The 23,830-nt window shown below is 72.1% G+C and carries 24 protein-coding genes and 1 riboswitch; of the genes, 16 read left to right on the plus strand and 8 right to left on the minus strand.

All coding sequences use genetic code 11. The annotated features are described in order from the left end of the window. Positions 1-11 precede the first annotated feature (11 nt). Complete coding sequence (locus tag AB0M16_RS06820) at positions 12-482, minus strand: Lrp/AsnC family transcriptional regulator (protein WP_365339554.1); 471 nt, start codon at positions 480-482, stop codon at positions 12-14. Positions 483-603: 121 nt separating this feature from the next. Between AB0M16_RS06820 and hppD the strand changes: the two genes are divergently transcribed. Then, entirely contained in the window at positions 604-1,749 is a 1,146-nt protein-coding gene (gene hppD, locus AB0M16_RS06825) for a 4-hydroxyphenylpyruvate dioxygenase (RefSeq protein ID WP_365339556.1), read from the plus strand. 401 nt (positions 1,750-2,150) lie between these two features. Here hppD and AB0M16_RS06830 read toward each other — a convergent pair whose 3' ends face one another. Further along, the gene (locus AB0M16_RS06830) at positions 2,151-3,581 is read right to left on the minus strand and encodes a hypothetical protein (protein ID WP_365339558.1); all 1,431 of its coding nucleotides are present in this window, start codon (positions 3,579-3,581) and stop codon (positions 2,151-2,153) included. Positions 3,582-3,678: 97 nt separating this feature from the next. Between AB0M16_RS06830 and AB0M16_RS06835 the strand changes: the two genes are divergently transcribed. Further along, on the plus strand, positions 3,679-5,061 hold the full coding sequence (locus tag AB0M16_RS06835) for an FAD-linked oxidase C-terminal domain-containing protein (protein WP_365339560.1): 1,383 nt from the start codon (positions 3,679-3,681) through the stop codon (positions 5,059-5,061). Between the two features lie 83 nt (positions 5,062-5,144). Here AB0M16_RS06835 and AB0M16_RS06840 read toward each other — a convergent pair whose 3' ends face one another. Further along, positions 5,145-5,636 (minus strand): SsgA family sporulation/cell division regulator, encoded by a 492-nt coding sequence (locus AB0M16_RS06840; RefSeq protein WP_365339562.1) that lies wholly within the window; start codon positions 5,634-5,636, stop codon positions 5,145-5,147. Between the two features lie 310 nt (positions 5,637-5,946). Here AB0M16_RS06840 and AB0M16_RS06845 point away from each other — a divergent pair, with 310 nt between their 5' ends. Next, positions 5,947-7,659: an RDD family protein gene (locus AB0M16_RS06845; RefSeq protein ID WP_365339564.1), complete on the plus strand. Its 1,713-nt coding sequence runs from the start codon at positions 5,947-5,949 to the stop codon at positions 7,657-7,659. A gap of 21 nt (positions 7,660-7,680) precedes the next feature. On the opposite strand, the gene AB0M16_RS06850 is transcribed toward AB0M16_RS06845, so the two are convergent. After that, positions 7,681-8,775: a trypsin-like peptidase domain-containing protein gene (locus AB0M16_RS06850; protein WP_365339566.1), complete on the minus strand. Its 1,095-nt coding sequence runs from the start codon at positions 8,773-8,775 to the stop codon at positions 7,681-7,683. Between the two features lie 227 nt (positions 8,776-9,002). Here AB0M16_RS06850 and AB0M16_RS06855 point away from each other — a divergent pair, with 227 nt between their 5' ends. Next, positions 9,003-9,737: an RDD family protein gene (locus AB0M16_RS06855; RefSeq protein ID WP_365339568.1), complete on the plus strand. Its 735-nt coding sequence runs from the start codon at positions 9,003-9,005 to the stop codon at positions 9,735-9,737. Positions 9,738-9,815: 78 nt separating this feature from the next. On the opposite strand, the gene AB0M16_RS06860 is transcribed toward AB0M16_RS06855, so the two are convergent. Further along, positions 9,816-10,094 (minus strand): hypothetical protein, encoded by a 279-nt coding sequence (locus AB0M16_RS06860; RefSeq protein ID WP_365339570.1) that lies wholly within the window; start codon positions 10,092-10,094, stop codon positions 9,816-9,818. Positions 10,095-10,453: 359 nt separating this feature from the next. Here AB0M16_RS06860 and AB0M16_RS06865 point away from each other — a divergent pair, with 359 nt between their 5' ends. Together AB0M16_RS06865 and AB0M16_RS06870 are read left to right on the plus strand one after the other, a co-directional pair. Beyond that, positions 10,454-12,865 carry an immune inhibitor A domain-containing protein gene (locus AB0M16_RS06865; protein WP_365339572.1) on the plus strand — a complete coding sequence of 804 codons (2,412 nt, stop codon included), beginning with the start codon at positions 10,454-10,456 and terminating at the stop codon, positions 12,863-12,865. A 144-nt stretch (positions 12,866-13,009) separates the two neighbouring features. Then, positions 13,010-13,312, plus strand: a complete 303-nt coding sequence (locus AB0M16_RS06870; RefSeq protein ID WP_365339574.1) for a hypothetical protein — start codon at positions 13,010-13,012, stop codon at positions 13,310-13,312. A 68-nt stretch (positions 13,313-13,380) separates the two neighbouring features. Here the strand turns inward: AB0M16_RS06870 and AB0M16_RS06875 are convergent, their stop codons facing one another. Continuing rightward, entirely contained in the window at positions 13,381-13,983 is a 603-nt protein-coding gene (locus tag AB0M16_RS06875) for an isochorismatase family protein (RefSeq protein ID WP_365339576.1), read from the minus strand. A gap of 144 nt (positions 13,984-14,127) precedes the next feature. Then, a complete protein-coding gene (locus AB0M16_RS06880; protein ID WP_365339578.1) occupies positions 14,128-15,456 on the minus strand; it encodes a nicotinate phosphoribosyltransferase in 1,329 nt (442 codons plus the stop codon). 112 nt (positions 15,457-15,568) lie between these two features. On the opposite strand from AB0M16_RS06880, the gene clpS reads away from it, so the two are divergent. The 10 genes from clpS (at position 15,569) to AB0M16_RS06930 (ending at position 23,206) form a co-directional block, all read left to right on the plus strand. After that, positions 15,569-15,874: an ATP-dependent Clp protease adapter ClpS gene (clpS, locus tag AB0M16_RS06885; RefSeq protein WP_352080754.1), complete on the plus strand. Its 306-nt coding sequence runs from the start codon at positions 15,569-15,571 to the stop codon at positions 15,872-15,874. Further along, positions 15,874-16,458 carry a DUF2017 domain-containing protein gene (locus tag AB0M16_RS06890; protein WP_365339581.1) on the plus strand — a complete coding sequence of 195 codons (585 nt, stop codon included), beginning with the start codon at positions 15,874-15,876 and terminating at the stop codon, positions 16,456-16,458. Before clpS ends, AB0M16_RS06890 begins: the two co-directional genes overlap by 1 nt. A gap of 347 nt (positions 16,459-16,805) precedes the next feature. Continuing rightward, entirely contained in the window at positions 16,806-18,242 is a 1,437-nt protein-coding gene (locus tag AB0M16_RS06895; RefSeq protein WP_365339583.1) for an amino acid permease, read from the plus strand. A gap of 76 nt (positions 18,243-18,318) precedes the next feature. Next, positions 18,319-18,744, plus strand: coding sequence for a M67 family metallopeptidase (locus tag AB0M16_RS06900; RefSeq protein WP_365339585.1), 426 nt, complete (start codon positions 18,319-18,321; stop codon positions 18,742-18,744). A 1-nt stretch (position 18,745) separates the two neighbouring features. Next, a riboswitch (cobalamin riboswitch) is annotated at positions 18,746-18,887 on the plus strand. 42 nt (positions 18,888-18,929) lie between these two features. Continuing rightward, a complete protein-coding gene (locus AB0M16_RS06905; protein WP_365339587.1) occupies positions 18,930-19,898 on the plus strand; it encodes an ABC transporter substrate-binding protein in 969 nt (322 codons plus the stop codon). Continuing rightward, the gene (locus tag AB0M16_RS06910; RefSeq protein ID WP_365339590.1) at positions 19,895-20,914 is read left to right on the plus strand and encodes an iron ABC transporter permease; all 1,020 of its coding nucleotides are present in this window, start codon (positions 19,895-19,897) and stop codon (positions 20,912-20,914) included. The genes AB0M16_RS06905 and AB0M16_RS06910 overlap by 4 nt, the downstream gene beginning before the upstream one ends. After that, on the plus strand, positions 20,911-21,708 hold the full coding sequence (locus AB0M16_RS06915; RefSeq protein ID WP_365339592.1) for an ABC transporter ATP-binding protein: 798 nt from the start codon (positions 20,911-20,913) through the stop codon (positions 21,706-21,708). Before AB0M16_RS06910 ends, AB0M16_RS06915 begins: the two co-directional genes overlap by 4 nt. Before the next feature lie 44 nt (positions 21,709-21,752). After that, on the plus strand, positions 21,753-21,869 hold the full coding sequence (locus AB0M16_RS06920; RefSeq protein WP_365339594.1) for a putative leader peptide: 117 nt from the start codon (positions 21,753-21,755) through the stop codon (positions 21,867-21,869). A 93-nt stretch (positions 21,870-21,962) separates the two neighbouring features. Next, entirely contained in the window at positions 21,963-22,241 is a 279-nt protein-coding gene (locus tag AB0M16_RS06925; RefSeq protein WP_365339596.1) for a MoaD/ThiS family protein, read from the plus strand. Between the two features lie 14 nt (positions 22,242-22,255). Then, positions 22,256-23,206 (plus strand): cysteine synthase, encoded by a 951-nt coding sequence (locus AB0M16_RS06930; RefSeq protein WP_365339598.1) that lies wholly within the window; start codon positions 22,256-22,258, stop codon positions 23,204-23,206. Between the two features lie 29 nt (positions 23,207-23,235). Here the strand turns inward: AB0M16_RS06930 and AB0M16_RS06935 are convergent, their stop codons facing one another. Next, positions 23,236-23,736 carry a type II toxin-antitoxin system PemK/MazF family toxin gene (locus AB0M16_RS06935; RefSeq protein WP_365339600.1) on the minus strand — a complete coding sequence of 167 codons (501 nt, stop codon included), beginning with the start codon at positions 23,734-23,736 and terminating at the stop codon, positions 23,236-23,238. Positions 23,737-23,830: the final 94 nt, after the last annotated feature.

The following is a 23,830-nucleotide window of genomic DNA, read 5'->3' on the forward strand; positions in this document are numbered from 1 at the left end:
CGAGGTCCCGGTCAGCCCTCCGTCGCGGCCTGCTCCACCAGCGGGATGATCCGCAGCGGGACGGGGTTCTCCATGACGATCGCCGTGGAGGCCCGCACGATCCCGTCGAAGCCGACGACCCGGTCGATGACCCGCTGGAGATCGGCGTTGGAACGGGCCACGAGCCGGCACAGCATGTCCCCGTGCCCGGTGGTGGTGTGCAGCTCCAGGACCTCCGGCACGGTCGCCAGGTGCCCCCGCACGTCGGCGCCCTGGCCCTGCTTGATCTCCAGCGTCGCGAAGGCCGTCACCGGGTAGCCGAGGGCGGCCGGATCGACCTGGGGTCCGAAGCCGCGGACCACCCCGTTCGACTGGAGCCGGTCGAGCCGCGCCTGGACCGTGCCGCGCGCCACCCCGAGCCGGCGCGAGGCCTCCAGGACCCCGATCCGGGGCTCCTCCGCGAGCAGCACGATCAGTCGCCCGTCCAGATGATCGATCGCCATCACGGTCTCCCAGTGGTCATCATGTACAAGTCGCACGCCCATACTGGCCGGTCGCTGAGCAGATTGACCAGTGGAACAAGAAACTATTGCGCAGCTTGCCGGACGGCGGGACTCTGCTGCCATGACTGAGACCATTGACCACACCCCGAACACCGCGCGTGAGGCCGATCCCTTCCCGGTGAAGGGAATGGACGCGGTCGTCTTCGCCGTCGGCAACGCCAAGCAGGCCGCGCACTACTACTCCACGGCCTTCGGCATGAAGCTCGTCGCCTACTCCGGACCGGAGAACGGCAGCCGCGAGACCGCGAGCTACGTCCTCACCAACGGCTCCGCCCGTTTCGTGTTCACCTCCGTCATCAAGGCGTCCACCGACTGGGGCCGCTTCCTCGCGGACCACGTCACCGAGCACGGCGACGGCGTCATCGACCTGGCGATCGAGGTGCCGGACGCGCGCGCCGCCTACGCCCACGCCGTCGGGCAGGGCGCGACCGGCCTCGTCGAGCCGTACGAGCTCAAGGACGAGCACGGCACGGTCGTCCTGGCCGCCATCGCCACGTACGGCAAGACCCGCCACACCCTCGTCGACCGCTCCGGCTACGACGGCCCCTACCTGCCGGGTTACGTCGCCGCCAAGCCGATGGTCGAGCCGCCGGCCAAGCGCACCTTCCAGGCCATCGACCACTGCGTCGGCAACGTCGAGCTCGGCCGCATGAACGAGTGGGTCGGCTTCTACAACAAGGTCATGGGCTTCACGAACATGAAGGAGTTCGTGGGCGACGACATCGCGACCGAGTACTCGGCGCTGATGTCGAAGGTCGTCGCCGACGGCACCCTCAAGGTGAAGTTCCCGATCAACGAGCCGGCGATCGCGAAGAAGAAGTCGCAGATCGACGAGTACCTGGAGTTCTACGGCGGCGCCGGCGTCCAGCACATCGCGCTCGCCTCGAACGACATCGTCGCGACCGTCCGCTCGATGCGGGCGGCGGGCGTGCAGTTCCTCGACACCCCGGACTCGTACTACGACACCCTCGGCGAGTGGGTCGGCGAGACCCGCGTGCCGATCGACACCCTGCGCGAGCTGAAGATCCTCGCCGACCGCGACGAGGACGGCTACCTGCTCCAGATCTTCACCAAGCCGGTGCAGGACCGCCCGACCGTCTTCTTCGAGATCATCGAGCGGCACGGCTCGATGGGCTTCGGCAAGGGCAACTTCAAGGCCCTGTTCGAGGCGATCGAGCGGGAGCAGGAGCGGCGCGGCAACCTCTAGCCGCAGCTCCCCCATACGGAGGGGCCCGGCCCGGGTGGACACCCCGGGCCGGGCCCCTTCCACGCCCCGGGCGGGTTACGGGGGGCTCGCCCGGGGCGTCAACGCGCCCACGACCGGGGCCGGGGTCGGAGACCTCGGCCCCGTCGGCCCACGGTCTTCCGGCGCGGCACCCGTAGTGGCGCCCCGGCCCACGGGCGCGGTGCCGGGCTGTGGGTATGGCCCCCGCCCATAGGCGCCGCCCCCGCCCCATGGGCGCCGCCCCCGCCCCATGGCCCCCGCCCCCGCCCCATGGGCGCCGCCCCCGCCCCATGGCCCCCGCCCCCGCCCATGGGTGCGGCCCCGCCCATGGGCGCGGCGCTCGGCTGGTGGGTGTGGTGCCGGGCCACGGGCGCGGCGTCGGGCTATGGGTGTGGTGCCGGGGCGGTGGGCTTTGCCGGGGGCGGGGTCTTCTCCGGTTCCTTCTCCGGTTCCTGGCGGACGTCCGGGGGGAGGTCGTCCGGGGGTTCGCCGAGGGCCGCGACGGTCTGCCGCGCGCGGGGTGCGAGGAGCGGCGAGAAGGACGGGTTGATGCGCAGGGCCTCCGCGAGGTGGCGGCGGGCCGGGCCGAGGTCGTCCAGGGCCCGCTCGATCTCCCCGCGGTGGTACGCGAAGAGCGCGCTGCGCAACCCCTCGTCGGTGGCCTTCCTGGTGTACTCCAGGGCCTCCCGGGGCGCCCCCGACCGGTACAGCGCCCAACCCAGCGCGTCCGCGACCTGCACCGAACGGTGCCCCCGCGCCCACTCGGCGCGCAGCCGACGCACCGCCTCCGCCGGTTCGCCGTGGTCCGCCTCGAACAGGCCGAGCACCGCCTCCGCACCCACCCAGGAGCCGGTCCGCAGACGCTCGTAGCCCGCCCGCGCGTCCCCGTCCCTGCCGAGCGACTCGTCCAGCTCGGCGGCCTCCAGGACGTACTCCGGCAGCGGCAGCACCCGCAGCGCCGCCCGCCACTCGCGCAGGGCCTCCTGAGGCCGGCCCAGGGCCGCGAGCGCCCGCGCCCGGCCGGCCAGCGACGGGCCGTGGTCCCGTACGAGGCGCAGCGCCGTGCCGTACTGCGCCAGGGCCTCCGCCGGCTCGCCCCGTTCCCACGCGAGGTCGCCGAGCCGCGCCAGGGCCGCCGCCTTGTCCGCGCCCGACTCGGCGAGCGCCACCGCGTCCAGGGCCGCCGCGCCCGCGTCCTCGCGCCAGCCGCGGTTGCGGAACTGCTGCGCCGAGCGTGCGGCGACCGCCGCCCCGGAGTGCAGCTCGGCCAGGGACTGCGTCGCCTTCTCGGCCGCCTTGTAGTCGCCCAGACCGTTGTACGCGTCGATGAGCACCGGGTACGCCGACCAGCGCTTCGGGTTCGCCGCGCGCACCCGCTCGCCCCACTGCTTCGCCGCCTTCCAGTCGCCGCGGGCGTTCGCCAGGGCCGCCAGCCCCAGCTGGGCGTCCAGGTTGCCCTCCCGGGCCGGCCGCACCGCGAGGGAGCGCCGCAGGGCCTTCTCCGCGCGCGGGAAGTCCGCGGCGTCCCCGCGTCGCGATCCGCGCTCCGCATAGGCCGTGCCGAGCACCGCCCATGACGCCTCGTCATCGGGGTGGGCCCGCAGCCACTCCTCCCGGTCGCCGATCAGCGCGACCAGATCCGGCAGTGCCGCCTGCGCCCCCGCGTTCGCCGCGTTCGCCGCCCGTTCGGCGGGCCCGGGCGGGGCCGGCGGCGTCCCGCCGAACAGGTCCGGCACGTACAGCAGCGCCGTCGCCGCGAGCACCGCCGCCACCCCGCCCGCGAGGACCGCCCTCGACACGTTCTCGGTCTTCATGGCGCTCACTGTGCGCCCGGCCGCCGCTGTACGAAGAGCACACGAGCAGCCGCTCCGGCGGGTTCACACCGATGGCCCCGGGTGCCACGCTGGACGCATGGACGATCTTCACTGGAACGACCTCGTGGCGCGGCTGCGCGCCGGGCTCCCCGACGACGCGGTCCTCACCGACCCGGACGTCACCGTCTCCTACGCCCACGACATGGCGAGCTTCTGCACGGCCGGCACCCCCGCGGCCGTCGTGCTCCCGCGCACCGTCGAGCAGGTCCAGCACGTCATGCGCACCGCGACCGAGCTGCGCGTCCCGGTCGTCCCGCAGGGCGCCCGCACGGGACTGTCCGGTGCCGCGAACGCCTCCGACGGCTGCATCGTCCTGTCCCTGGTGAAGATGGACCGCATCCTGGAGATCAACCCGGTCGACCGGATCGCCGTCGTCGAACCGGGTGTCGTCAACGCCGCCCTCTCCCGTGCCGTCGCCGCACACGGCCTCTCCTACCCGCCGGACCCCTCCAGCTGGGAACAGTGCACCATCGGCGGCAACATCGGCACCGCGTCCGGCGGCCTGTGCTGCGTGAAGTACGGGGTCACCGCCGAGTACGTGCTGGGCCTGGACGTCGTCCTCGCCGACGGGCGGCTGCTGCGGACCGGCCGGCGCACCGCCAAGGGCGTCGCGGGTTACGACCTCACCCGGCTCTTCGTCGGCTCCGAGGGCAGCCTCGGCATCGTTGTCGGAGCGGTCCTCGCGCTCCGGCCGCAGCCGCCGGCGCAGCTCGCGCTCGCCGCCGAGTTCCCCTCGGCGGAGGCGGCCTGTGCGGCCGTCTGCGCGATCATGGAGCGCGGCCATACGCCGTCGCTCCTCGAACTCATGGACGGCACCACGGTCCGGGCCGTCAACAAGCTCGCCCACATGGGGCTGCCCGACACGACCGAGGCACTGCTGCTGTGCGCCTTCGACACCCCGGAACCGGGTGCCGATCTGGCCGCGGTGGCGGAGCTGTGCCGGGCCGCGGGCGCCACCGAGGTCGTACCGGCCGACTCCGTCGCCGAGTCCGACCTGCTCCTCCAGGCGCGCCGGCTCGCGCTCACGGCCCTGGAGACGATCAGGACGGCCACGATGATCGACGACGTGTGCGTGCCGCGCACGAAGCTCGCCGCGATGCTCACGGGCACGAGGGCGATCGCCGAGAAGTACGGGCTGACCATCGGGGTCTGCGCACACGCCGGCGACGGCAACACGCACCCCGTCGTCTGCTTCGACCACGCCGACGAGGACGAGTCGCGGCGGGCGCGGGAGTCCTTCGACGAGATCATGGCGCTCGGCCTGGAACTCGGCGGCACGATCACGGGGGAGCACGGGGTGGGCGTGCTGAAGAAGGAGTGGCTGGCACGGGAGTTGGGGCCGGTGGGCGTGGAGCTGCAGCGCGGGATCAAGAACACCTTCGACCCGCTGGGCCTGCTGAACCCGGGCAAGCTCTTCTGAGCCCTCGGGTGAGCCCGCGGGCGGCGGGGCGGGGGCCGGACCGGGGCCGGCTGCCGGTGTCGGCGCGGGGGCCGGTCCCGGCCTCACGCCTCACCGTCCGTGGACTCGTCCGACGGCCACGGGTCGCGCAGCCACAGCTCGTCGGCCGCGACGGTGCTCGCGAGCAGTTCGGCGAGACCGTCGTCGATGCCGAGCTGCTCGGCCTCCGTGCCCGGCGGGACGGCGCGCAGGGTCCGCTCCAGCCAGGCGGACACCTGCGCCGACGGCGCCTCCAGGAGGGCGTCGCCGTCGGGTGACGACAGGGCCATGAGGATCACGTTGTGGCTGTCCACCTTCGTCGGCCAGATGCGGACGTCGCCGTGGCCGCAGGGCCGGAAGACGCCCTCCACGAGGAGCTCGCGGGCGAAGGTCCAGTTGACGGGGTACTCGGAGCCGACGTGGAAGGTGATGTGGACCGCGTACGGGTCGTCCACGCGGTAGGCGAGGCGGGCGGGGACGGGGATCGAGCGCTCGGGGGAGAGGACGAGCTTGAGCTCGAGTTCGCGCTCGACGACGTTGTTCTCGGTGTTCTGCACGGCGTGCTGCCTCTCTCTCGGTGCGGCCCGCGGTGGGCCTTCACAGGGAGAGAGCGGGGTCGGGCGGAGTCATGACGCGACTTCGCGAAGATTTCTGGAGAATTTTCTCCGGGCCTCGGGGCGCGGGCCCGAGAATCACGCTGAGTGACGAAAAGAAGGAGCTGTCCCTCGAAGGCGGCCTTTCTGGCGGGCTCCTTGTCCTTGCGGGGGCGTTCTTCGTTACTGTCCTCCCTGGGCGTGGCGCGGACGGTGCGCGAACGGGGCGCGGCCCGACGGATCAAAGACGTTGTGACTGAACGGAGTCGGGGCAGTGGCTACTCCACCTGGAGGCGGCGGAGAGGTACCGCAGGCGGGCTACTACCCGGATCCTTCGATTCCCGGGTACATCCGGTACTGGAACGGCGGTGCGTGGGTTCCCGGTACGAGCCGGCCCGCGCCCAAGGAGGGCGAGGCGCTTCCCGGCCCGCCCGTCTCCGTCGCCCCCCACCTGGTCCCGAGCCCGGCCCCGGCGCCTTCGCTGCCCGTCGTGCCCGCGGTCGAGGAGACCGGCCCGGTCTTCCTGGACGAGGACCCCGCCCCCAGCCCCGCCGCGGCGGAGCCCGCCTCCGCCGCCGACCCCGCCTCCGCCGCCGACCCCGCCCCCGCCGCCCGGCAGGAGCCCGCGTCCGCTCCCGCCGCCCGGCAGGAGCCCGCGTCGGCCTGGCAGGCGAGCACGGACCGCCAGACCGGTTTCGGCGGCGAGCGCGACCAGAAGGTCTCCTGGGGCAGCACCCCGGACCCGCGCGACCCGCGCGCGGCCTGGCCGGCGGCCGGGCCCGGCGACGACCGCACGCCCGGCGGCTCCCCTGCCGTGGCCGGAGGGCAGCCTGCCGTGGGAGGGCAGCCTGCCGGCGGCCCGGCCGGCAGGCCGAACTCCCTTACGGCGGCCCCTGCCTGGCCCGCGGCCCGCGGTTCGGCCGACGGCCCGGGCGAGGTGGCGGCCCCGGGGACCGGCGCGGCCCCGGCTGCCGACGCGGCGGCGCCCACGCCCGCCGGTACGGCGGGCGGTCCGGGCGCGGTGCCCGCCCAGGGGCCCGTCGCGGCCCCCGTCCAGGCGAACGCCGGTACGGCGGCGCCCGCGTGGCCCGCGGCCGGCGGGCAGGCGGCCGACGGCCAGGGCGCGCGCCCGCAGGGTGACGCCCCGGCCGGGCTGCCCGGTCAGCGGCCCGGCACCGCCGGTTCCGCGCGGCTCGGCGGGATGCCCGTCACCCCCGCGCCTGCGGCCCCGTGGCCCCCGCGGACCGCCCAGCCCCCGGGCCCGCAGGCCGCACCGACCGCTGCCGCGCAGGCTGCTCCGGCCCCCGTCCCGCCGGCCGCCCAGGCCCCCGGCCCCCAGGCGGCCCGGACCCCCGTCCCGCAAGCCGCCCCGGCCCCCGGCCCGCGCCACCAGGCCCCCGGCCCGCACACCCCCGCCCAGCAGCCCCAAGGTGACGCCCAGCCCGTCGCGCCCTGGAAGCCGCCGGTCGAGGACGTCTTCATGGCGGCGGCGCGGGCCCAGGCCGCCGCGCGGCCGGCCGGGCTCGGACGGCGGCTGATGGCCCGGCTCGTCGACGGCGTCGTGCTCGGCGCGCTGGTCGGTGCCGTGTCGTACCCCTTCCTCACGGCCGCCGTCACGCACATCGCCGACAAGATCGAGGCCGCCAAGCAGTCCGGCGTCACCGTCCAGGTGTGGCTGGTCGACTCGACGACCTCCGTGCAGTTCGGGATCGTGCTCGCCGCGTTCCTCGTGCTCGGCGCGCTCTACGAGGCGCTGCCCACGGCCAAGTGGGGCCGGACGCTCGGGAAGAAGCTCTGCGGGATCGAGGTGCGGGACATCGAGGCGCACGAGCCGCCCACCTTCGGCGCCGCGCTGCGCCGCTGGCTGGTCTACGGGGTGCTCGGGCTGCTCGGTATCGGGGTGCTCAACGTGCTGTGGTGCCTGTTCGACCGGCCCTGGCGGCAGTGCTGGCACGACAAGGCGGCCCGTACCTTCGTCGCCCGCTAGCCGTCGGGCGGGTGGGGCCGGTCAGCCGGCCCCGCCCGCGCCGCTGTTCTTGCTGAGCACGACGTTGGTGTTCCACACGTCGCCGAACGCGATGTTCTCCTGCGGATCGTCGTAGGTGTACACGCCTTCCACCGGGACGGTCTCGCCGGGACCGGCGGACTGGAGGACGTCGCAGACCTCGCCGACGGACTCCACGGGGCTGTCCTTCATGCCGGTCATCACGTCCATGGGTCCCAGTTTGGCCTTGTCCGCGGGTGAGTTGCTGGCCACGTCGACGACGAGCACCCCGGTGACGCCCTTGTCGACCAGTCGCTTCTGCGTCGCCTCGACGTCGGCCTGGTACTCGGTCGCGAAGTCCTCGACGACCGTCGGGTCGTCCACGGCCTTGAGGTACCAGCCGGGGTCGTTCTTGATCTGACCGCCGGCCAGCGCGTCGAGGATCGGGCGGGCGTGGTCCGAGCTGATGGAGTAGAACTGCCCCTGGGTGTCGCCGCTCACGCTCAGCACGTTGATCCCGACCACCTTGTCGTCGCTGTTGAACAGCGGGCCGCCGGAGTTGCCCGGGTTGATGGTGGCCGAGTGCTGGATGGTGGAGGGGTAGCGGGGGAGCGAGGTGGACGGTTCGGCGTCTTGGACGGCCGGGTTCTGGACCGAACCGCTCGTGAAGGCGGGCTTCTGCGACTCGCCCTGGCTGCCGAGCGAGGCCGGGTAGCCGAGCGCGACGACCTCGTCGGCCGCCTGGACGTCCTTGCTGTCACCGAACTCCGCCGCCTTCAGGTCCGGCTGCGGCGAGGTGAACGCCAGCACGGCCAGGTCCTCGCAGGGGTCGATGCCGACCACCCGCACCGGCGCCGGCGGCCGGTCCCCGACGACGGCCTTCAACGACGCCTCACCCTGCACCACGTGCGCGGCCGTGGCGATGAGCCCCCGGTCGGCGTCGTAGACGAACCCGCTGCCGGATCCGGTCTTCCCCAGCACGTGCACGGTGACGGGCGCGGAGCGCTCGTAGATCTCCTTGGGGTCCAGGTCGCCCGGGTACGTCGTCATACCGCCGGTCGTCAGACCGATCACCAGCGCCGCCGCTCCGACCGCGGCACCTTTGGCCCGTACGTTCATGAGCTCGCTGCCCTTCCCGCGACGGAAGTCCCCTCTTCAGGCTAGGCCGGGCCCCGTCAGCGGTCCTGTGCACGAGTCAAGATTTGAACGGGCAAGCATCTGCGCGCGGCACCCCGCCGACCGCGTACGGCTCCCCGTACGGGCGCCCCGCGCGGCCCCCGGAAGGGCGTCCCTCGAACGGCGGGCGATTCCTTGCGGGGGCCGGGCGCCCGGGATGCACTGCCCCCATGAGCAACGATCAGCCGCCGCCGCCCCCGGGCCAGCCGCCCGAGGAGGATCCGTTCAGCAAGAGGCCGCCGCAGGAGCCGCCTGCCGGCGGACAGCCGCCCGGCGGGCCGCCACCCGGTGAGCCCCCGCCCGGCGGTCCACCCCCCGGCGGTCCACCCCCGGGCGGTCCGCCGTCCGGGAGCCCGTACGACCACATGCCACCGCCGCCCCCGCCCTACGGCGGCTACGGAGGTGGGTACGGCGGCGCCGATCCGCTCGCCGGGATGCCGCCGCTCGCCGACTCGGGGAAGCGCATCGCCGCCCGGATCATCGACTGGCTGATCATCGCCGTGCCGCTCGCGATCATCGGCATCCCGTTCGACATCTACGAGCGGGCCACCGACAACGACAACTTCGACGCCACGGTCAACAGCCTCAACGGCGGCGGCCAGCTGGTCTTCCAGCTCATCACGATCGTCGCGTACGTCGCGTACGACACCATCATGGTCGCCAAGGGCGGTCAGACCCTCGGCAAGAAGTGGCTGAAGCTGCGGGTCGCGATGCTCAACGACGGTTCCACGCCGCCGATGAACGCCTCCCTCATCCGCGCGCTCGTGCTCTGGCTGCCCGCGCTGATCTGCTGCGCCTGTCTGTGGCCGCTGCTCCTGCTGATCCTGATCCTCGTGGACAAGCCGTACAAGCAGGGCCTTCACGACAAGGCAGCCAAGACGGTCGTGGTGTCCGTCACACGGTGACCGCCCGCGGCGCGCCCCGTCACGCGGCGACCGGACCGCGGCGACCCTCGGCGACAACCGGACGGAAGGGACTCGGCGTTACGAAACGGTCCGGGTGTCCGCCCCCGCGCCCACCGGTGCGGCCGGCACCCGGATCGCCGTCTCCTCGGCGCGCGCGGGATTCGTGACCAAAGGCTTGACGTGCCCCGTCCGGACCGGCATCGTCACCGCCACCAGCACTCCGAGCATCAGCCCCGCGGCGCAGATCGCCGCGATGCCGAGCGTCGTGGTCGTGCCAGAGAGCAGCAGCAGGGCGACGGTCGAGAAGACGACGGTGGCCGAACCGTAGGCGAACTGTGCGGCGTTCGGTCGCTGCATGGCGGGTTCCGTCCCTCGGGCACGTGGCGGTTGGGCGATCGGGTGTCTCGGCGGCGCGTGACTCTCCGCCGGGTCGACCCTACGACGGTGCATGCCCGGAGCGAACCGCTGGTAAGCGTGGCCTAACCCACGGCCGATGCACGGGGGGCGCAGGGGCGCACACGCACGTCGGATGTTCGTTCGAAGTTCGACTATCGGAAATCCGATCCCGCATAGTGCAGTTGGCCTGTCCAAGTCAAGATCTGTCTTTTCTGCTTCAACTCCGGTCGAATGTCGTCACTTGTGACGCGCTACCCCGCCCGGGCGGACACCCCACCACCCGGTCCGCGGGCGAGGAGCGCCGGGGAGGACAGATCCAAGTGACCAACAAGCGCAGGGCGATCAGAGCGTCCGCGATCGTCGTGGCCCTCGCGGCCACGGCCGCCACCGCCTCGACCTTCGGTACGGCATGGGCCGACGACCGCGGCAGCGCGCCGGTGGCGCGCTCCGGGCAGGCCGTGGACAAGCTCGCGGTCGACCACGACCTCGACGGTCCGTTCAGCAAGCAGCAGGAGCAGCAGCGCAAGGCCGCCATCGAGCAGGTGCTCAACGGCGAGACCAAGGTCGAGCAGCGCAACGGCTCCCAGGTCGTCAAGCTCGACAGCAAGAAGTACGTCGAGCTGGGCCGCGAGAAGACCGACAAGATCTTCACCATCCTCGTCGAGTTCGGCGACCAGGTGGACAACACCACCCTGGTCGACCGCAAGGACGACGACACGGACGAGCTCAAGCCGAAGTTCGGTGGCGAGCCCGGCCCGCTGCACAACGCGATAGCCAAGCCGGACCGCAAGAACGACAACTCCACGGCCTGGCAGGCGGACTACAACCAGCAGCACTTCCAGGACCTGTACTTCGGCACCGGCAAGGACAAGAAGGGCCAGCCGAAGCAGTCTCTGAAGACCTACTACGAGAAGACCTCGTCCGGCCGCTACTCGGTCGACGGCACGGTCTCCGACTGGGTCAAGGTCCCGTACAACGAGGCCCGTTACGGTTCCAACTACTGCGGCCAGACCAACTGCGCCAACGTGTGGGACACCGTGCGCGACGGCCTCGTGGCATGGAACGCCGACCAGAAGGCCAAGGGCAAGACGGACGCCGAGATTAAGGCGACGCTGGCGCAGTACGACCAGTGGGACCGCTACGACTTCGACGCCGACGGCAACTTCAACGAGCCCGACGGTTACATCGACCACTTCCAGATCGTCCACGCGGGCGAGGACGAGTCGGCCGGTGGCGGCGCCGAGGGCACCAACGCCCTGTGGGCCCACCGCTGGTACGCCTACGGCACCGACGCGGGCAAGACCGGCCCGGCGAACAACAAGGCCGGCGGCACGCAGATCGGCACCTCGGGCATCTGGGTCGGCGACTACACGATGCAGCCGGAGAACGGCGGCCTCGGCGTCTTCGCCCACGAGTACGGCCACGACCTCGGTCTGCCGGACCACTACGACACCTCCGGCGGCGAGAACTCGACCGGCTTCTGGACCCTCATGTCCTCCGGCTCGTGGCTCGGCACCGGCAAGGACTCCATCGGCGACCTCCCCGGCGACATGAACGCCTGGGACAAGCTGCAGCTCGGCTGGCTGAACTACGCCAAGGTCAACGACTGGCAGCGCGCCACCAAGACCACCCACAAGCTGGGCGTCTCGGAGTACAACACCAAGAACCCGCAGGCGCTCGTCGTCGAGCTGCCGAAGAAGAAGGTCACCACCGACGTCGTGGCTCCCGCCGAGGGTGCCACGCAGTGGTGGAGCGACATGGGTGACGACCTCAAGAACACCCTGACCCGCTCCGTCGACCTGACCGGCAAGTCGGCCGCCTCCCTGGAGCTCCAGGGCTGGTACGACATCGAGCAGGACTACGACTACCTGTACGCCGAGGTCTCCACCGACGGCGGCGCCAACTGGACCGCCCTCGACGGCACCGCCGACGGCAAGCCGCTGCAGAAGGACGCGTCCGGCGCCCCGGCCCTGACCGGTGCCTCGAACACGTACCAGAAGCTCGTCTACGGCCTGGACGCCTACGCGGGCAAGAAGTTCGACCTGCGCTTCCGGTACCAGACGGACGGCGGCGCGGGCGGCAAGGGCTTCACGGCCGACGCCATCACGCTGACCGCCGACGGTGCCGCCGTCTTCTCGGACAACGCCGAGAACGGTGACAACGGCTGGGTCGCCAAGGGCTTCTCGCGCATCGGCAAGGGCTTCGCGAAGGAGTACGAGCAGTACTACATCGCGGAGAACCGCCAGTACGTCTCGTACGACCAGACCCTCAAGGTCGGCCCGTACAACTTCGGCTTCACCGGCGACAAGGCCAGCTGGGTCGAGCACTACCCGTACCAGAACGGTCTGCTGATCTGGAAGTGGGACCTGTCCCAGAAGGACAACAACACCTCGCAGCACCCGGGTGTGGGCCGCGTCCTTCCGATCGACGCCCACCCGAGCCCGCTGAAGTGGGGTGACGGCTCGCTGATGCGCGGCCGCATCCAGGCCTACGACTCCCCGTTCAGCATCTCCCGCACGGACGGCTTCCAGCTGCACAAGGCCGGCGTCGGCACCTGGGTCCCGTCCCAGGCCGGCAACCCGACCTTCGACGACCGCAAGGGCGTCTACTGGTTCAAGGAGACCGAGCGCTCCGGTGTCCAGGTAACTGACACCAACACCAAGATCCAGGTCGTCAAGGAGGCCAAGGACGGCTCCACGATCACGGTCCAGGTGGGTCCCTCGACCAAGTAACGACGAGTTTTTCTGAATCGTCGCAGGTCAAAGCATGATCGGCCGTCGCCCCCTAGCGGGCGACGGCCGATCGTGTTTAGGTGCGTCTTACGGCTTCGGCCGTCCGACCTTATTGACAGTCGTTCCACGGGGGAGTGGTTCCGCATGCCCAACGGAGGGTTCTGCAGACTGCCGGGAGGCAGTGTCGTCGTCGCCATAGGACTGCCCAGCCCGGCCGGCGACGGGGCCACCGTCCGCTTCCTGGTGCACGCCGCGAACCGGGCCCGCGCCCTGACCCGGCTGCGGAACCTGGGCCTGCGTGCGGTCTACCTCCGCGGCAACACCGAGCCGCCCACCCCGGACGAGATCACGGCCGTCCTGCACCATCCGGAAGGCCTCCTGTGGCGGAGCACCGCCCAGGAGCTCTGGCACCCCGTGCGCTCCCTGCCGAAGGCCCCGGCCGCCTGAGAGCCGAGCCGGCGCCCCCGGCCCCCGGCCGCCCGAGCGGCGCCCGGTGGCCCGCCCCGGCGCCGCGGCTACGGGGCGACGACCGGCTTTCCGGTCAGCTCCACGCCCGCCTCGCGCAGGTCCTCCAGGGCCCGGTCCGTGGTCTCCTTCGCGACGCCGGCGGTCAGGTCGAGCAGGACGTGGGTGCGGAAGCCCTCCCGGGCCGCGTCCAGGGCGGTCGCGCGCACGCAGTGGTCGGTGGCGATGCCGACCACGTCGACCTCGGTGACCTCGCGGGCGCGCAGCCACTCGGCCAGCGCGCTGCCGTTCTCGTCGCGCCCCTCGAAGCCGCTGTACGCGGCCTCGTAGGCGCCCTTGTCGAAGACGGCGTCGATCGCGCCGGCGGTGACCGCCGGCGCGAAGTTCGGGTGGAAGCCGACGCCCTCGGTGCCGGCCACGCAGTGCCGCGGCCAGTTCGTCACGTAGTCGGGCGCCTCGCCGGCCGGGGCGAAGTGGTCGCCCGGGTCGACGTGGTGGTCGCGGGTGGCGATCACGTGCCGGTAGACGGAGCCCGCCGTCTCGCCGATCAGGTCGGTGATGGCGGCGGCGACGTCCGCGCCGCCGGCCACCGCGAGGCTGCCGCCCTCGCAGAAGTCGTTCTGCACGTCCACAACGATCAATGCGCGGTGCATGACAGGTCCTTAGCGGTCGGATCGGGAGGGCGGATCGGGCGTCGGTTCTCGGACGGATTCGAGCCTAGAGACTTCCCCCTCCCTACGGGAGGGGGCGCTCAGTGCGCGACGCGCACTCCGTCACCTGCTCCGTGCGGCGTGCGCTCACACGTACTCGGTCGGCAGGACCGGCTCGCCCCGCGACAGCTGGGTCGCCGACAGCGGCAGCCCCGCGCGGGCCGCGATGTGCCGGGCCCGGGCCGCCTCCAGGGGCTCGCGGGCCACCACGTCGCCGCCCTTGACGAGCTCGACGAGCAGCTGCCGGTCGACAAGCTCCGACGGGACGGGCCCGGTGCCGACGACCTCGGCCTCGGCGACGCCGGCGGCGTCCGCCCGGCGGGCGGCCCACTTGCGGCCGCCGACGGAGGCCTTGCCGCCGACCGACTTCTTCGCCACCGGCGTCAGCGGGGCCTTCGGGTCGGCCGAGGAGGCCCGGGCGACCAGCTTGTAGACCATGGAGCAGGTCGGGTGGCCGCTGCCGGTCACCAGCTGGGTGCCCACCCCGTACGCGTCCACGGGCGCGGCCGCGAGCGAGGCGATGGCGTACTCGTCGAGGTCGGAGGTGACCACGATCTTGGTGTCCGTGGCGCCCAGCTCGTCGAGCTGTGCCCGCACCCGGTGGGCGACGAGCAGCAGGTCGCCGGAGTCGATGCGGACGGCCCCGAGCCCGGTTCCGGCCACCTCGACGGCGGTACGGACGGCCTCGGCCACGTCGTAGGTGTCGACGAGCAGGGTGGTGCCGCTGCCCAGCGAGTCCACCTGGGCCCGGAAGGCGTCGCGCTCGGTGTCGTGGAGCAGGGTGAAGGCGTGGGCGGAGGTGCCGACGGTCGGGATGCCGTAGCGGAAGCCGGCCGCCAGGTCGGAGGTGGAGTCGAAGCCGCCCACGTAGGCGGCGCGCGAGGAGGCGACGGCGGCCAGCTCGTGGGTGCGCCGCGCACCCATCTCGATCAGCCGGCGTCCGGCGGCGGCCGAGGACATGCGCGAGGCGGCGGCCGCGATGGCGGAGTCGTGGTTGAGGATCGACAGGACGACGGTCTCCAGGAGCACGCACTCGGCGAAGGAGCCCTCGACCCGCAGGATCGGCGAGCCGGGGAAGTACACCTCGCCCTCGGGGTAGCCCCAGATGTCGCCGGAGAAGCGGTAGCGCGCGAGCCATTGCAGGGTCGGTTCGTCGACGATGTTCCGCTCGCGCAGGAAGCCGATCACGCCGGCGTCGAAGCGGAAGTTCTCGACGGCGTCCAGGACCCGTCCGACGCCCGCCACCACGCCGTAGCGCCGCCCCTCGGGCAGTCGGCGGGTGAAGACCTCGAAGACGGACCGGCGGTCCGCGGTGCCGGCCCTGAGGGCCGCCTGGAGCATGGTCAGCTCGTACTGGTCGGTGAAGAGAGCGGTCGACGGCACGTCCACCGGCAGCCCAAGGTCCGCAGCGTTCATGTGAGGATGCTACCGCAGTATTCGTCACTCTGACGAATACTGCGGGAATGTGCGGCGCGGCACGGGTGACCCGTTTGTGCGACCGACGGGTCGGGGTGGCAGCATGGGGTAAGTGAGCGTTGCGCCTATCGAGATCGAACGGACCGAATCGGCCGAGGAGGTCTCCGCCGTCGTCGAACCCGACGTGCCCTGGGTGACCCTCGTCCACAATGACCCGGTCAACCTGATGAGCTATGTCACCTACGTCTTCCAGGCGTACTTCGGCTACTCCAAGGACAAGGCGCACAAGCTGATGCTCGACGTGCACAACAAGGGCCGCGCGGTGGTCTCCAGCGGCACCCGCGAGGAGATGGAACGGGACGTGCAGGCGATGCACGGCTACGGACTGTGGGCGACCCTCTCCCAGGACCGCGGCTGATGGCGGGCCATTTCGAGTCCCTCCCGGGCGGCGGCGCGGCCGTCGCGCTCGACGAGGTCGAGATCTCGATCCTGCGCTCCCTGGCCGTCCAGCTCATGGAGCTGATCGGCCCCGGCGACGAGCCCGTCGAGGGCGAGGACCCGCTGGCGGCACTGTTCGCCGAGGGGCCGAGCGAGCCGCCCGCCGACCCGGCCCTGCGCCGGCTCTTCCCCGACGCGTACGGGGACGACACGGACGAGCTGCGCCGGGCGGCGGCCGACTTCCGCCGCTTCACGGAGAACGACCTGCGGGCCCGCAAGCGCGAGGACGCGCTCGCGGTGGTCCGCAGCCTCGACACGCTCGCCTCGGCCGCGGCCGGCGAGGGCGGCGGGATCCTCAAGCTCACGCCGGACGAGTCGCGCGCGTGGCTCGGCGCGCTCAACGACCTGCGGCTGACCATCGGCACCCGCCTGGACGTCACGGACGACGACGAGAGCGAGCAGCTGTACCGGCTGCCGGACTCCGATCCGCGCAAGCCGATGGTGATGGCGTACCTCTGGCTCGGCGGACTGCAGGAGTCGCTCGTCGAGACGCTGATGCCGTAGTCGCCGCACCCGGCACGGCCGAGCACCCGCGACGGCGGGTGTTCGCTCAGCGGACGCTCAAATCCGGATAACGAATGCGTTATCAAAGAACCCTGCTTTGCTCTGTTGGGTCCGTTTCATCCCTCTTTTTGTGTGGTCCGGGTCACGCGCAGGGGCCTCGATCACGGTTGAGCGCGTGATAAATCTTCACGACCACCCGGGGACGCCACCCCTGTCCCCGGGGGCGCTTCGACCGGCTGACCGCCGGTGGCACTCCATTCCACATCCGGGGGGATCAGGACCTGGTCCGCAGCACAGACGGCCGAGCCGGCCGGTGCGCGGATCAGCATGGAGAAAGGCGCACCACCATGACCTCTGCGCAGGTCGACCAGCAGCACGACGGCAACGAGGCCGCGGACACCGCGGCGGGCGAGGGCTACCACCGGGCACTCGGCGCACGCCAGATCCAGATGATCGCGATCGGCGGTGCCATCGGTACCGGCCTGTTCCTGGGCGCGGGCAAGGGCATCTCCATCGCGGGACCGAGCCTGATCCTCGCGTACGCCGTCGCGGGCCTCGTCATCTTCTTCATCATGCGGGCGCTCGGCGAGCTCCTCATGTACCGCCCCGTGTCGGGCTCCTTCTCGGAGTACGCGCGTGAGTTCATCGGCCCGTTCGCGGGCTTCGTGACCGGCTGGACGTACTGGCTCTTCTGGGTCGTCACCGGCATCACCGAAGTCACCGCCGCGGCCACCTACATGACGTACTGGTGGGACATCCCGCAGTGGCTGTCCGCCCTCGTCTTCACCGTGATCCTCTACGGCGCCAACCTCATCTCCGTGAAGCTCTTCGGTGAGCTGGAGTTCTGGTTCTCGATGGTCAAGGTCACCGCGATCGTCGGCATGATCCTCATCTGCGCGGGCATCCTGACCCTCGGCTTCTCCGACGCCGGCGACACCGCCTCGGTGACCCACCTGTGGAGCCTCGGCGGCTTCTTCGCCGGCAAGGACGGCATCTTCTCGACCCTGATGACCCTTCAGATGGTCATGTTCGCCTTCCTCGCCGTCGAGCTGGTCGGCGTGACCGCGGGCGAGTCGAAGGACCCGAAGACGGTCCTGCCGAAGGCCATCAACACCGTGCCGTGGCGCATCGCCGTCTTCTACGTCGGCGCGCTGATCATGATCCTGTCGGTCGTCCCGTGGACCGCGTTCAAGCCGGGTGTCAGCCCGTTCGTCGCGGCCTTCGAGCGCATGGGCCTCGGCGTCGGCGCCGCCATCGTCAACTTCGTCGTCCTGACGGCGGCCCTGTCCTCCTGCAACTCGGGCATGTACTCGACCGGCCGCATGCTGCGCGACCTCGCGCTCAACGGCCAGGGCCCGAAGGTCTTCACGAAGCTCACGAAGTCCGGCACCCCGCTGGTCGGCACCACCGTCTCGGCCGCGCTGATGACGGTCGGCGTCTGGATCAACTACCAGTGGCCCGGCGAGGCGTTCAACTACGTCGTCTCCTTCGCCACCATCTCCGGCATGTGGGCCTGGATCGTCATCCTGATCTGCCAGATCCGCTACCGGCTCAAGGCCGACCGGGGCGAGCTGCCGCAGTCCTCGTTCAAGGCGCCGGGCGGCATCTGGTTCAGCGTCTTCTCGCTCGCCTTCATCGGCATGGTCGTCGTGACCATGGGCATGGACGCGGACAACCGGGTCGCCCTGTACGGCGCGCCGGTCTGGGGCCTGCTCCTGGCCGTCGCCTACCTGGTGCTCAAGGCCCGCAACCCCGAGGGCGCCGCCTTCGCCAAGCGCTCCTGACCGGCACCGTCTCGGCATCCGGGCCGTCTCGTACCACTCCTCGGTACGGGGCGGCCCGTCTGCTTATCCTGTCGGCATGCTGACCATCACCCGAGCCCTGTTCGACCAGATCGTGGAACACTCCCGTGCGGACCACCCCGACGAGGCCTGCGGCGTGGTCGCGGGTCCGGTCGGCAGCGGCCGCCCCGAGCGCTTCATCCCCATGCTGAACGCCGCGCGCTCGCCCACCTTCTACGAGTTCGACTCCGGCGACCTGCTGAAGCTCTACCGCGACATGGACGACCGGGACGAGGAGCCGGTGATCGTCTACCACTCGCACACGGCGACCGAGGCCTACCCGTCCCGTACGGACATCTCCTACGCCAACGAGCCGAACGCCCACTACGTCCTCGTCTCCACCGCCGACACCGACGGCGCGGGCCCCTTCCAGTTCCGCTCGTACACGATCGTCGAGGGCGTCGTGACGGAGGAAGAGGTCAAGGTCGTCGAGGCGTACGAGTGACCGCTCCGATGATCATGCGAGACTGAGCGCGACCAACGGGCGGCAGGAGCCAGGAAGCCGGTGCGAATCCGGCACGGTCCCGCCACTGTGACCATCCCTCCCGGGATGGAAGCCAGGAACTGACCTGCCGCCTTCCCACCACCGATCGGGGACGCGGAGATCCCCGTCAGGAGGCCCGTTCCGTCATGTCCTGGCGCCGTACGTCACTGCTGCCCGCCGCCGCGCTCATGTCCCTCCTCGCCGCCTGCTCGGCCCCCGCCGCCAAGCCCTCGGCACGGCCCGCGCCCGGCTTCCCGTACACCGTCGCCAACTGCGGCGTGAGCACCACCTACCAGGCCCCGCCCCAGCGCGCGGTGACCATGAACCAGCACGTCACCGAGGTCATGCTCGCCCTCGGCCTGGAGAAGTCCCTGGTCGGCACCGCCTACCTGGACGACGCCGTCCTCCCCTCCTACAAGAAGGCCTACGACGCCGTCCCCGTGCTCGCGAAGGAGTACCCCTCCAAGGAGGCCCTGCTCGCCGCGAACCCCGACTTCGTCTACGGGGGGTACGCCTCCGCCTTCGACGCCACGGCCGGCCGGAGCCGCGCCGACCTGGAGCGCGCCGGGATCGCCACCCGCCTCAACACCGAGTACTGCCCCAGCGGCAGGAGCTCCTTCGCCGACCTCTACCGCGAGGTCGACGAGGTCGGCCGCACCTTCGGTGCCGCCGACCGGGCCGCGACCTGGGCCGCCACCGCGAAGAACACCGTCGCCGCCGCCGAACGGCGCCTCAAGGGCGTCGCCCCCGTCTCCGTCTTCGTCTACGACAGCGGCGACAAGACGGCCTTCACCGCCGGCGGCAAGGGCATCGGCAACGAGATCATCACCCGCGCCGGCGGCCGCAACGTCTTCGCCGACCTCGACAAGGCCTTCGGCGACGCCACCTGGGAACAGGTCGTCGCCCGCAAGCCCGAGGTCGTCGTCATCTACGACTACGGCTCCACCACCGTCGAGCAGAAGAAGCGGCGCCTCCTCGACGACCCCGCCCTGCGCGAGGTCCCCGCGATCAAGAACCGCCGCTTCGCCGTGATGCCGCTCTCCGACACCGTCCTCGGCGTCCGGGCCCCCGCCGCCGTCGACAAGCTCGCCACCCAGCTGCACCCCGCGCGATGAGCCCGGCGAAGCGGTACCCGGCCGTCGTCGCCGGACTGCTCGTGACGCTCGCGGCGGCCGTCGTCGCCTCGCTCGCGCTCGGCTCCGTCCGCGTCCCGCCCGGCCAGGTGCTCGACGCCCTGACCGGGCGGGCCGGGCCCTCCCCGTACCGGACGATCGTGCTCGACGTCCGGCTGCCCCGGGTCCTGCTCGGCGCCGTCGTCGGCGCCGGGCTCGCCGTCGTCGGCGCCGTCCTCCAGGCCCTCGTGCGCAACCGGCTCGCCGACCCCTTCCTGCTCGGGATCTCCTCCGGGGCCTCCGCCGGCGCCGTGTGCGTCCTCGTCCTCGGCGCCGCCGGCGGCGTCACCACCACCGTCGCCCTGCCCGCGGGGGCCTTCGCCGGCGCCCTGCTCTCGCTCGTCCTCGTCTACGCCCTCGCCCGGCGCGGCGGCACCCTCACCGGCGCCCGGCTCGTGCTCGCCGGCGTGGCCGTCTCCTACATCCTGTCCGCGCTCACCACCCTGCTCCTGGTCGTCGCCGGCCGGCCCGAACAGTTCCAGGAGGCGCTGTTCTGGTCCCTCGGCGGCCTCGGCAGCGCCCGCTGGGACGGCCTCGTGCTGCCCGCCGCCGTCCTCGCGCTCGGCACCGGCCTCCTGCTCACCCTCGCCCGGCCGCTCGACCTGCTGCTCGTCGGCGAGGAGGGCGCCACCGTCCTCGGCCTCGACACCGCCCGCTTCCGCGCCCTCGTCTTCGTCCTCGCCTCCCTCGTCACCGCCGTCATGGTCGCGGCCAGCGGCGCCGTCGGCTTCGTCGGCCTGATGGTCCCGCACGCCGCCCGCATGGCCGTCGGCGCACCGCACCGCCGGCTGCTGCCGGTGGCCGCCCTCGGCGGCGCGGTCGCCCTCGTCCTCGCCGACCTCGCCGCCCGCACCGTCGCCGCGCCCCAGGACATCCCCGTCGGCGTCCTCACCGCGCTCACCGGCGGCCCCTTCTTCCTCTGGCTGATGCGCCGCCGCGCCGAAGGGGTGACCGCATGACCGGACTGCGCGTCCAGGGGATGGCGTACGGCGACCGGCTCCACCCCGCCGACCTCGTCGTCCGCCCCGGCGAGACCGTCGGCCTCGTCGGCCCCAACGGCAGCGGCAAGACCACCCTGCTGCGCTGCCTCTACGGCACCCTCGCGCCCACCTCGGGCCGCGCCCTGCTCGACGGCGCCGACCTGCACGCGATGGGCCCCCGGGCGCGGGCCCGCCGGGTGGCGACCGTGCCGCAGGAGAGCGCCGCCGAGTTCGAGCTGACCGTCCGCGAGCTGGTCGCCCTCGGGCGCTCCCCGCACAAGCGCTTCTGGGAGGGCGACAGCTCCGCCGACCTCGCCCGGACGGACGCGGCGCTGGCCCGGGTCGGCATCGCTCGCCTCGCCGAGCGCCCGTACCCCGAGCTCTCCGGCGGCGAACGGCAGCGCGCCCTGGTCGCCCGCGCGCTCGTCCAGGAGCCCGAGCTGCTCGTCCTCGACGAACCCACCAACCACCTGGACATCCGCTACCAGCTGGAAATCCTCTCCCTCGTGCGCCACTTGGGCACCACCAACCTCCTCGCGCTGCACGACCTCACCCTCGCCGCGGCCTACTGCGACCGCCTCCACGTCCTCAAGGGCGGCCGCGTCGTCGCCGAGGGAACACCGGCAGAGGTGCTCACCCCCGCCCTCCTGCGCGACGTCTACGGGGTGGAAGCCGAGGTCATCCCGCATCCGCGGACCGGCAGCCCGCTCGTCGTCTACCTCACCGGCCCGTCGGACCGTCCGACAGCCGAACGCGATCTGTCCGTCATGTGAGATCACATTCCGGAACCCGGACCGGGAATCGATACGATGACCGCATGGTTTCCCACGACGTGAGCGAAGAGACGCCGGGCACACCCCTGCTCGTGGCGCGCCTGCACGTCGACCTGTGCCGCCTCGCCAGCGCGATGTGTACGCCGCGCGCTGCGCTCTGAACCACCGGCCCGAGCGCATTCCCAGCACGACCCCCCTCGCGCGGGGGCCAGAGCCGCGCGCCCCTTCCGCCCCTTCCGACAGGAGCCCACGCCATGGCCATCGAGGTCCGCATCCCGACCATCCTCCGCACCTACACCGACGGCGCCAAGGCCGTGGAGGGCAAGGGCGAGACCCTCGCCGAGCTCTTCGCCGACCTGGAGTCCCGTCACGCCGGGATCGAGGCCCGCATCGTCGACGGCGGCAAGCTGCGCCGCTTCGTCAACGTCTACCTGAACGACGAGGACGTGCGCTTCCTCGAGGGCATCGAGACCAAGCTCTCCGACGGCGACAACGTGACGATCCTGCCGGCCGTCGCCGGCGGCATGGTCTGAGCGGACCGGCCCCCATGCGTTACGACTCCCCGCTCGCGGCGGTCGGCAACACGCCGCTGGTCCGGCTGCCCCGGCTCTCCCCGTCGGACGACGTCCGCATCTGGGCCAAGCTGGAGGACCGCAACCCCACGGGCTCCGTCAAGGACCGCCCCGCGCTCCACATGATCGAGCAGGCCGAGAAGGACGGCCGGCTCACCCCCGGCTGCACCATCCTCGAACCCACCAGCGGCAACACCGGCATCTCGCTCGCCATGGCGGCCCGGCTCAAGGGCTACCGCATCGTGTGCGTCATGCCCGAGAACACCAGCGAAGAGCGCCGCCAGCTGCTCGCCATGTGGGGCGCGGAGATCATCTCCTCGCCGGCCGCGGGCGGGTCGAACACGGCCGTACGCGTCGCCAAGGAGCTCTCCGAGCAGCACCCGGACTGGGTGATGCTCTACCAGTACGGCAACCCGGACAACGCCGGCGCGCACTACGCCACCACCGGCCCCGAGATCCTCGCCGACCTGCCCTCCATCACCCACTTCGTGGCGGGCCTCGGCACCACCGGCACCCTCATGGGCGTCGGCCGCTACCTGCGCGAGCACAAGCCCGACGTCAAGATCGTCGCCGCGGAGCCCCGCTACGACGACCTGGTCTACGGCCTGCGCAACCTGGACGAGGGCTTCGTCCCCGAGCTGTACGACGCCTCCGTCCTCACCACCCGCTTCTCCGTCGGCTCCGCCGACGCGGTCACCCGCACCCGCGAACTCCTCCAGCAGGAGGGCATCTTCGCCGGCGTCTCCACGGGCGCGTCCCTGCACGCGGCCATCGGCGTCGGAAAGAAGGCGGTCAAGGCCGGCGAGAGCGCCGACATCGTCTTCCTCGTCGCCGACGGCGGCTGGAAGTACCTGTCGACGGGCGTCTACACGGCGGCCACCACCGAAGAAGCGATCGCGACCCTCCAGGACCAGCTCTGGGCCTGAGCCCCTGAGCGGGCCGAGCCCCCCGGTCGCTAGCGCGCCAGATGGCGGACCTGGTCCCAGACCACCGGGTCCGCCATTCCCACTCTGCGGCGGAACTCCCACACCGGCACGTCCCGCAGCTCGTCCGTCTCCAGGAAGCTCGGCCGGCCGTGCGCGTCGCCCACCGAACCAGGCGGCAGCGCGATCACCCCCGGCCGCTCGTCGTGGTACTTGCTGGTGATCTTGGCGACCAGCGCGCTGTCGCCGCGCAGCGCCAGGACCAGACACGGGCGGTCCTTCGAGCCGGGCCCGTCCTCGTACGGCACGTCGGCCCACCAGATCTCACCCGCCCGCGGCAGCCGCTCCGGCGCCTTCCCCCGCGCGGCCGGGCGGGCGGGCGGCCGGGTCCGGCCCGCGGGGCGGCGGTCCGAACGCCGCCGCCCTCCCCCGGACCCCGTCCGGGGCGACCCCCAGGCGAGCGCCACGACGAGCGCGATCACCACGACCGCGAGCAGCGCGGGCCACCACGAGGCGTCCGACGACGTGTCCATACCTCAAGAAGGTACCGTCGCACCGCCCACCGTGCCGGGAAGCCCCGCCATCCATCCGAACCGGTGACAGAGCCCGTGAGTTCGCCCACAACGG

Origin of the sequence: Streptomyces sp. NPDC051921 (assembly GCF_040680975.1) — a bacterium.
GTDB lineage: Bacteria > Actinomycetota > Actinomycetes > Streptomycetales > Streptomycetaceae > Streptomyces.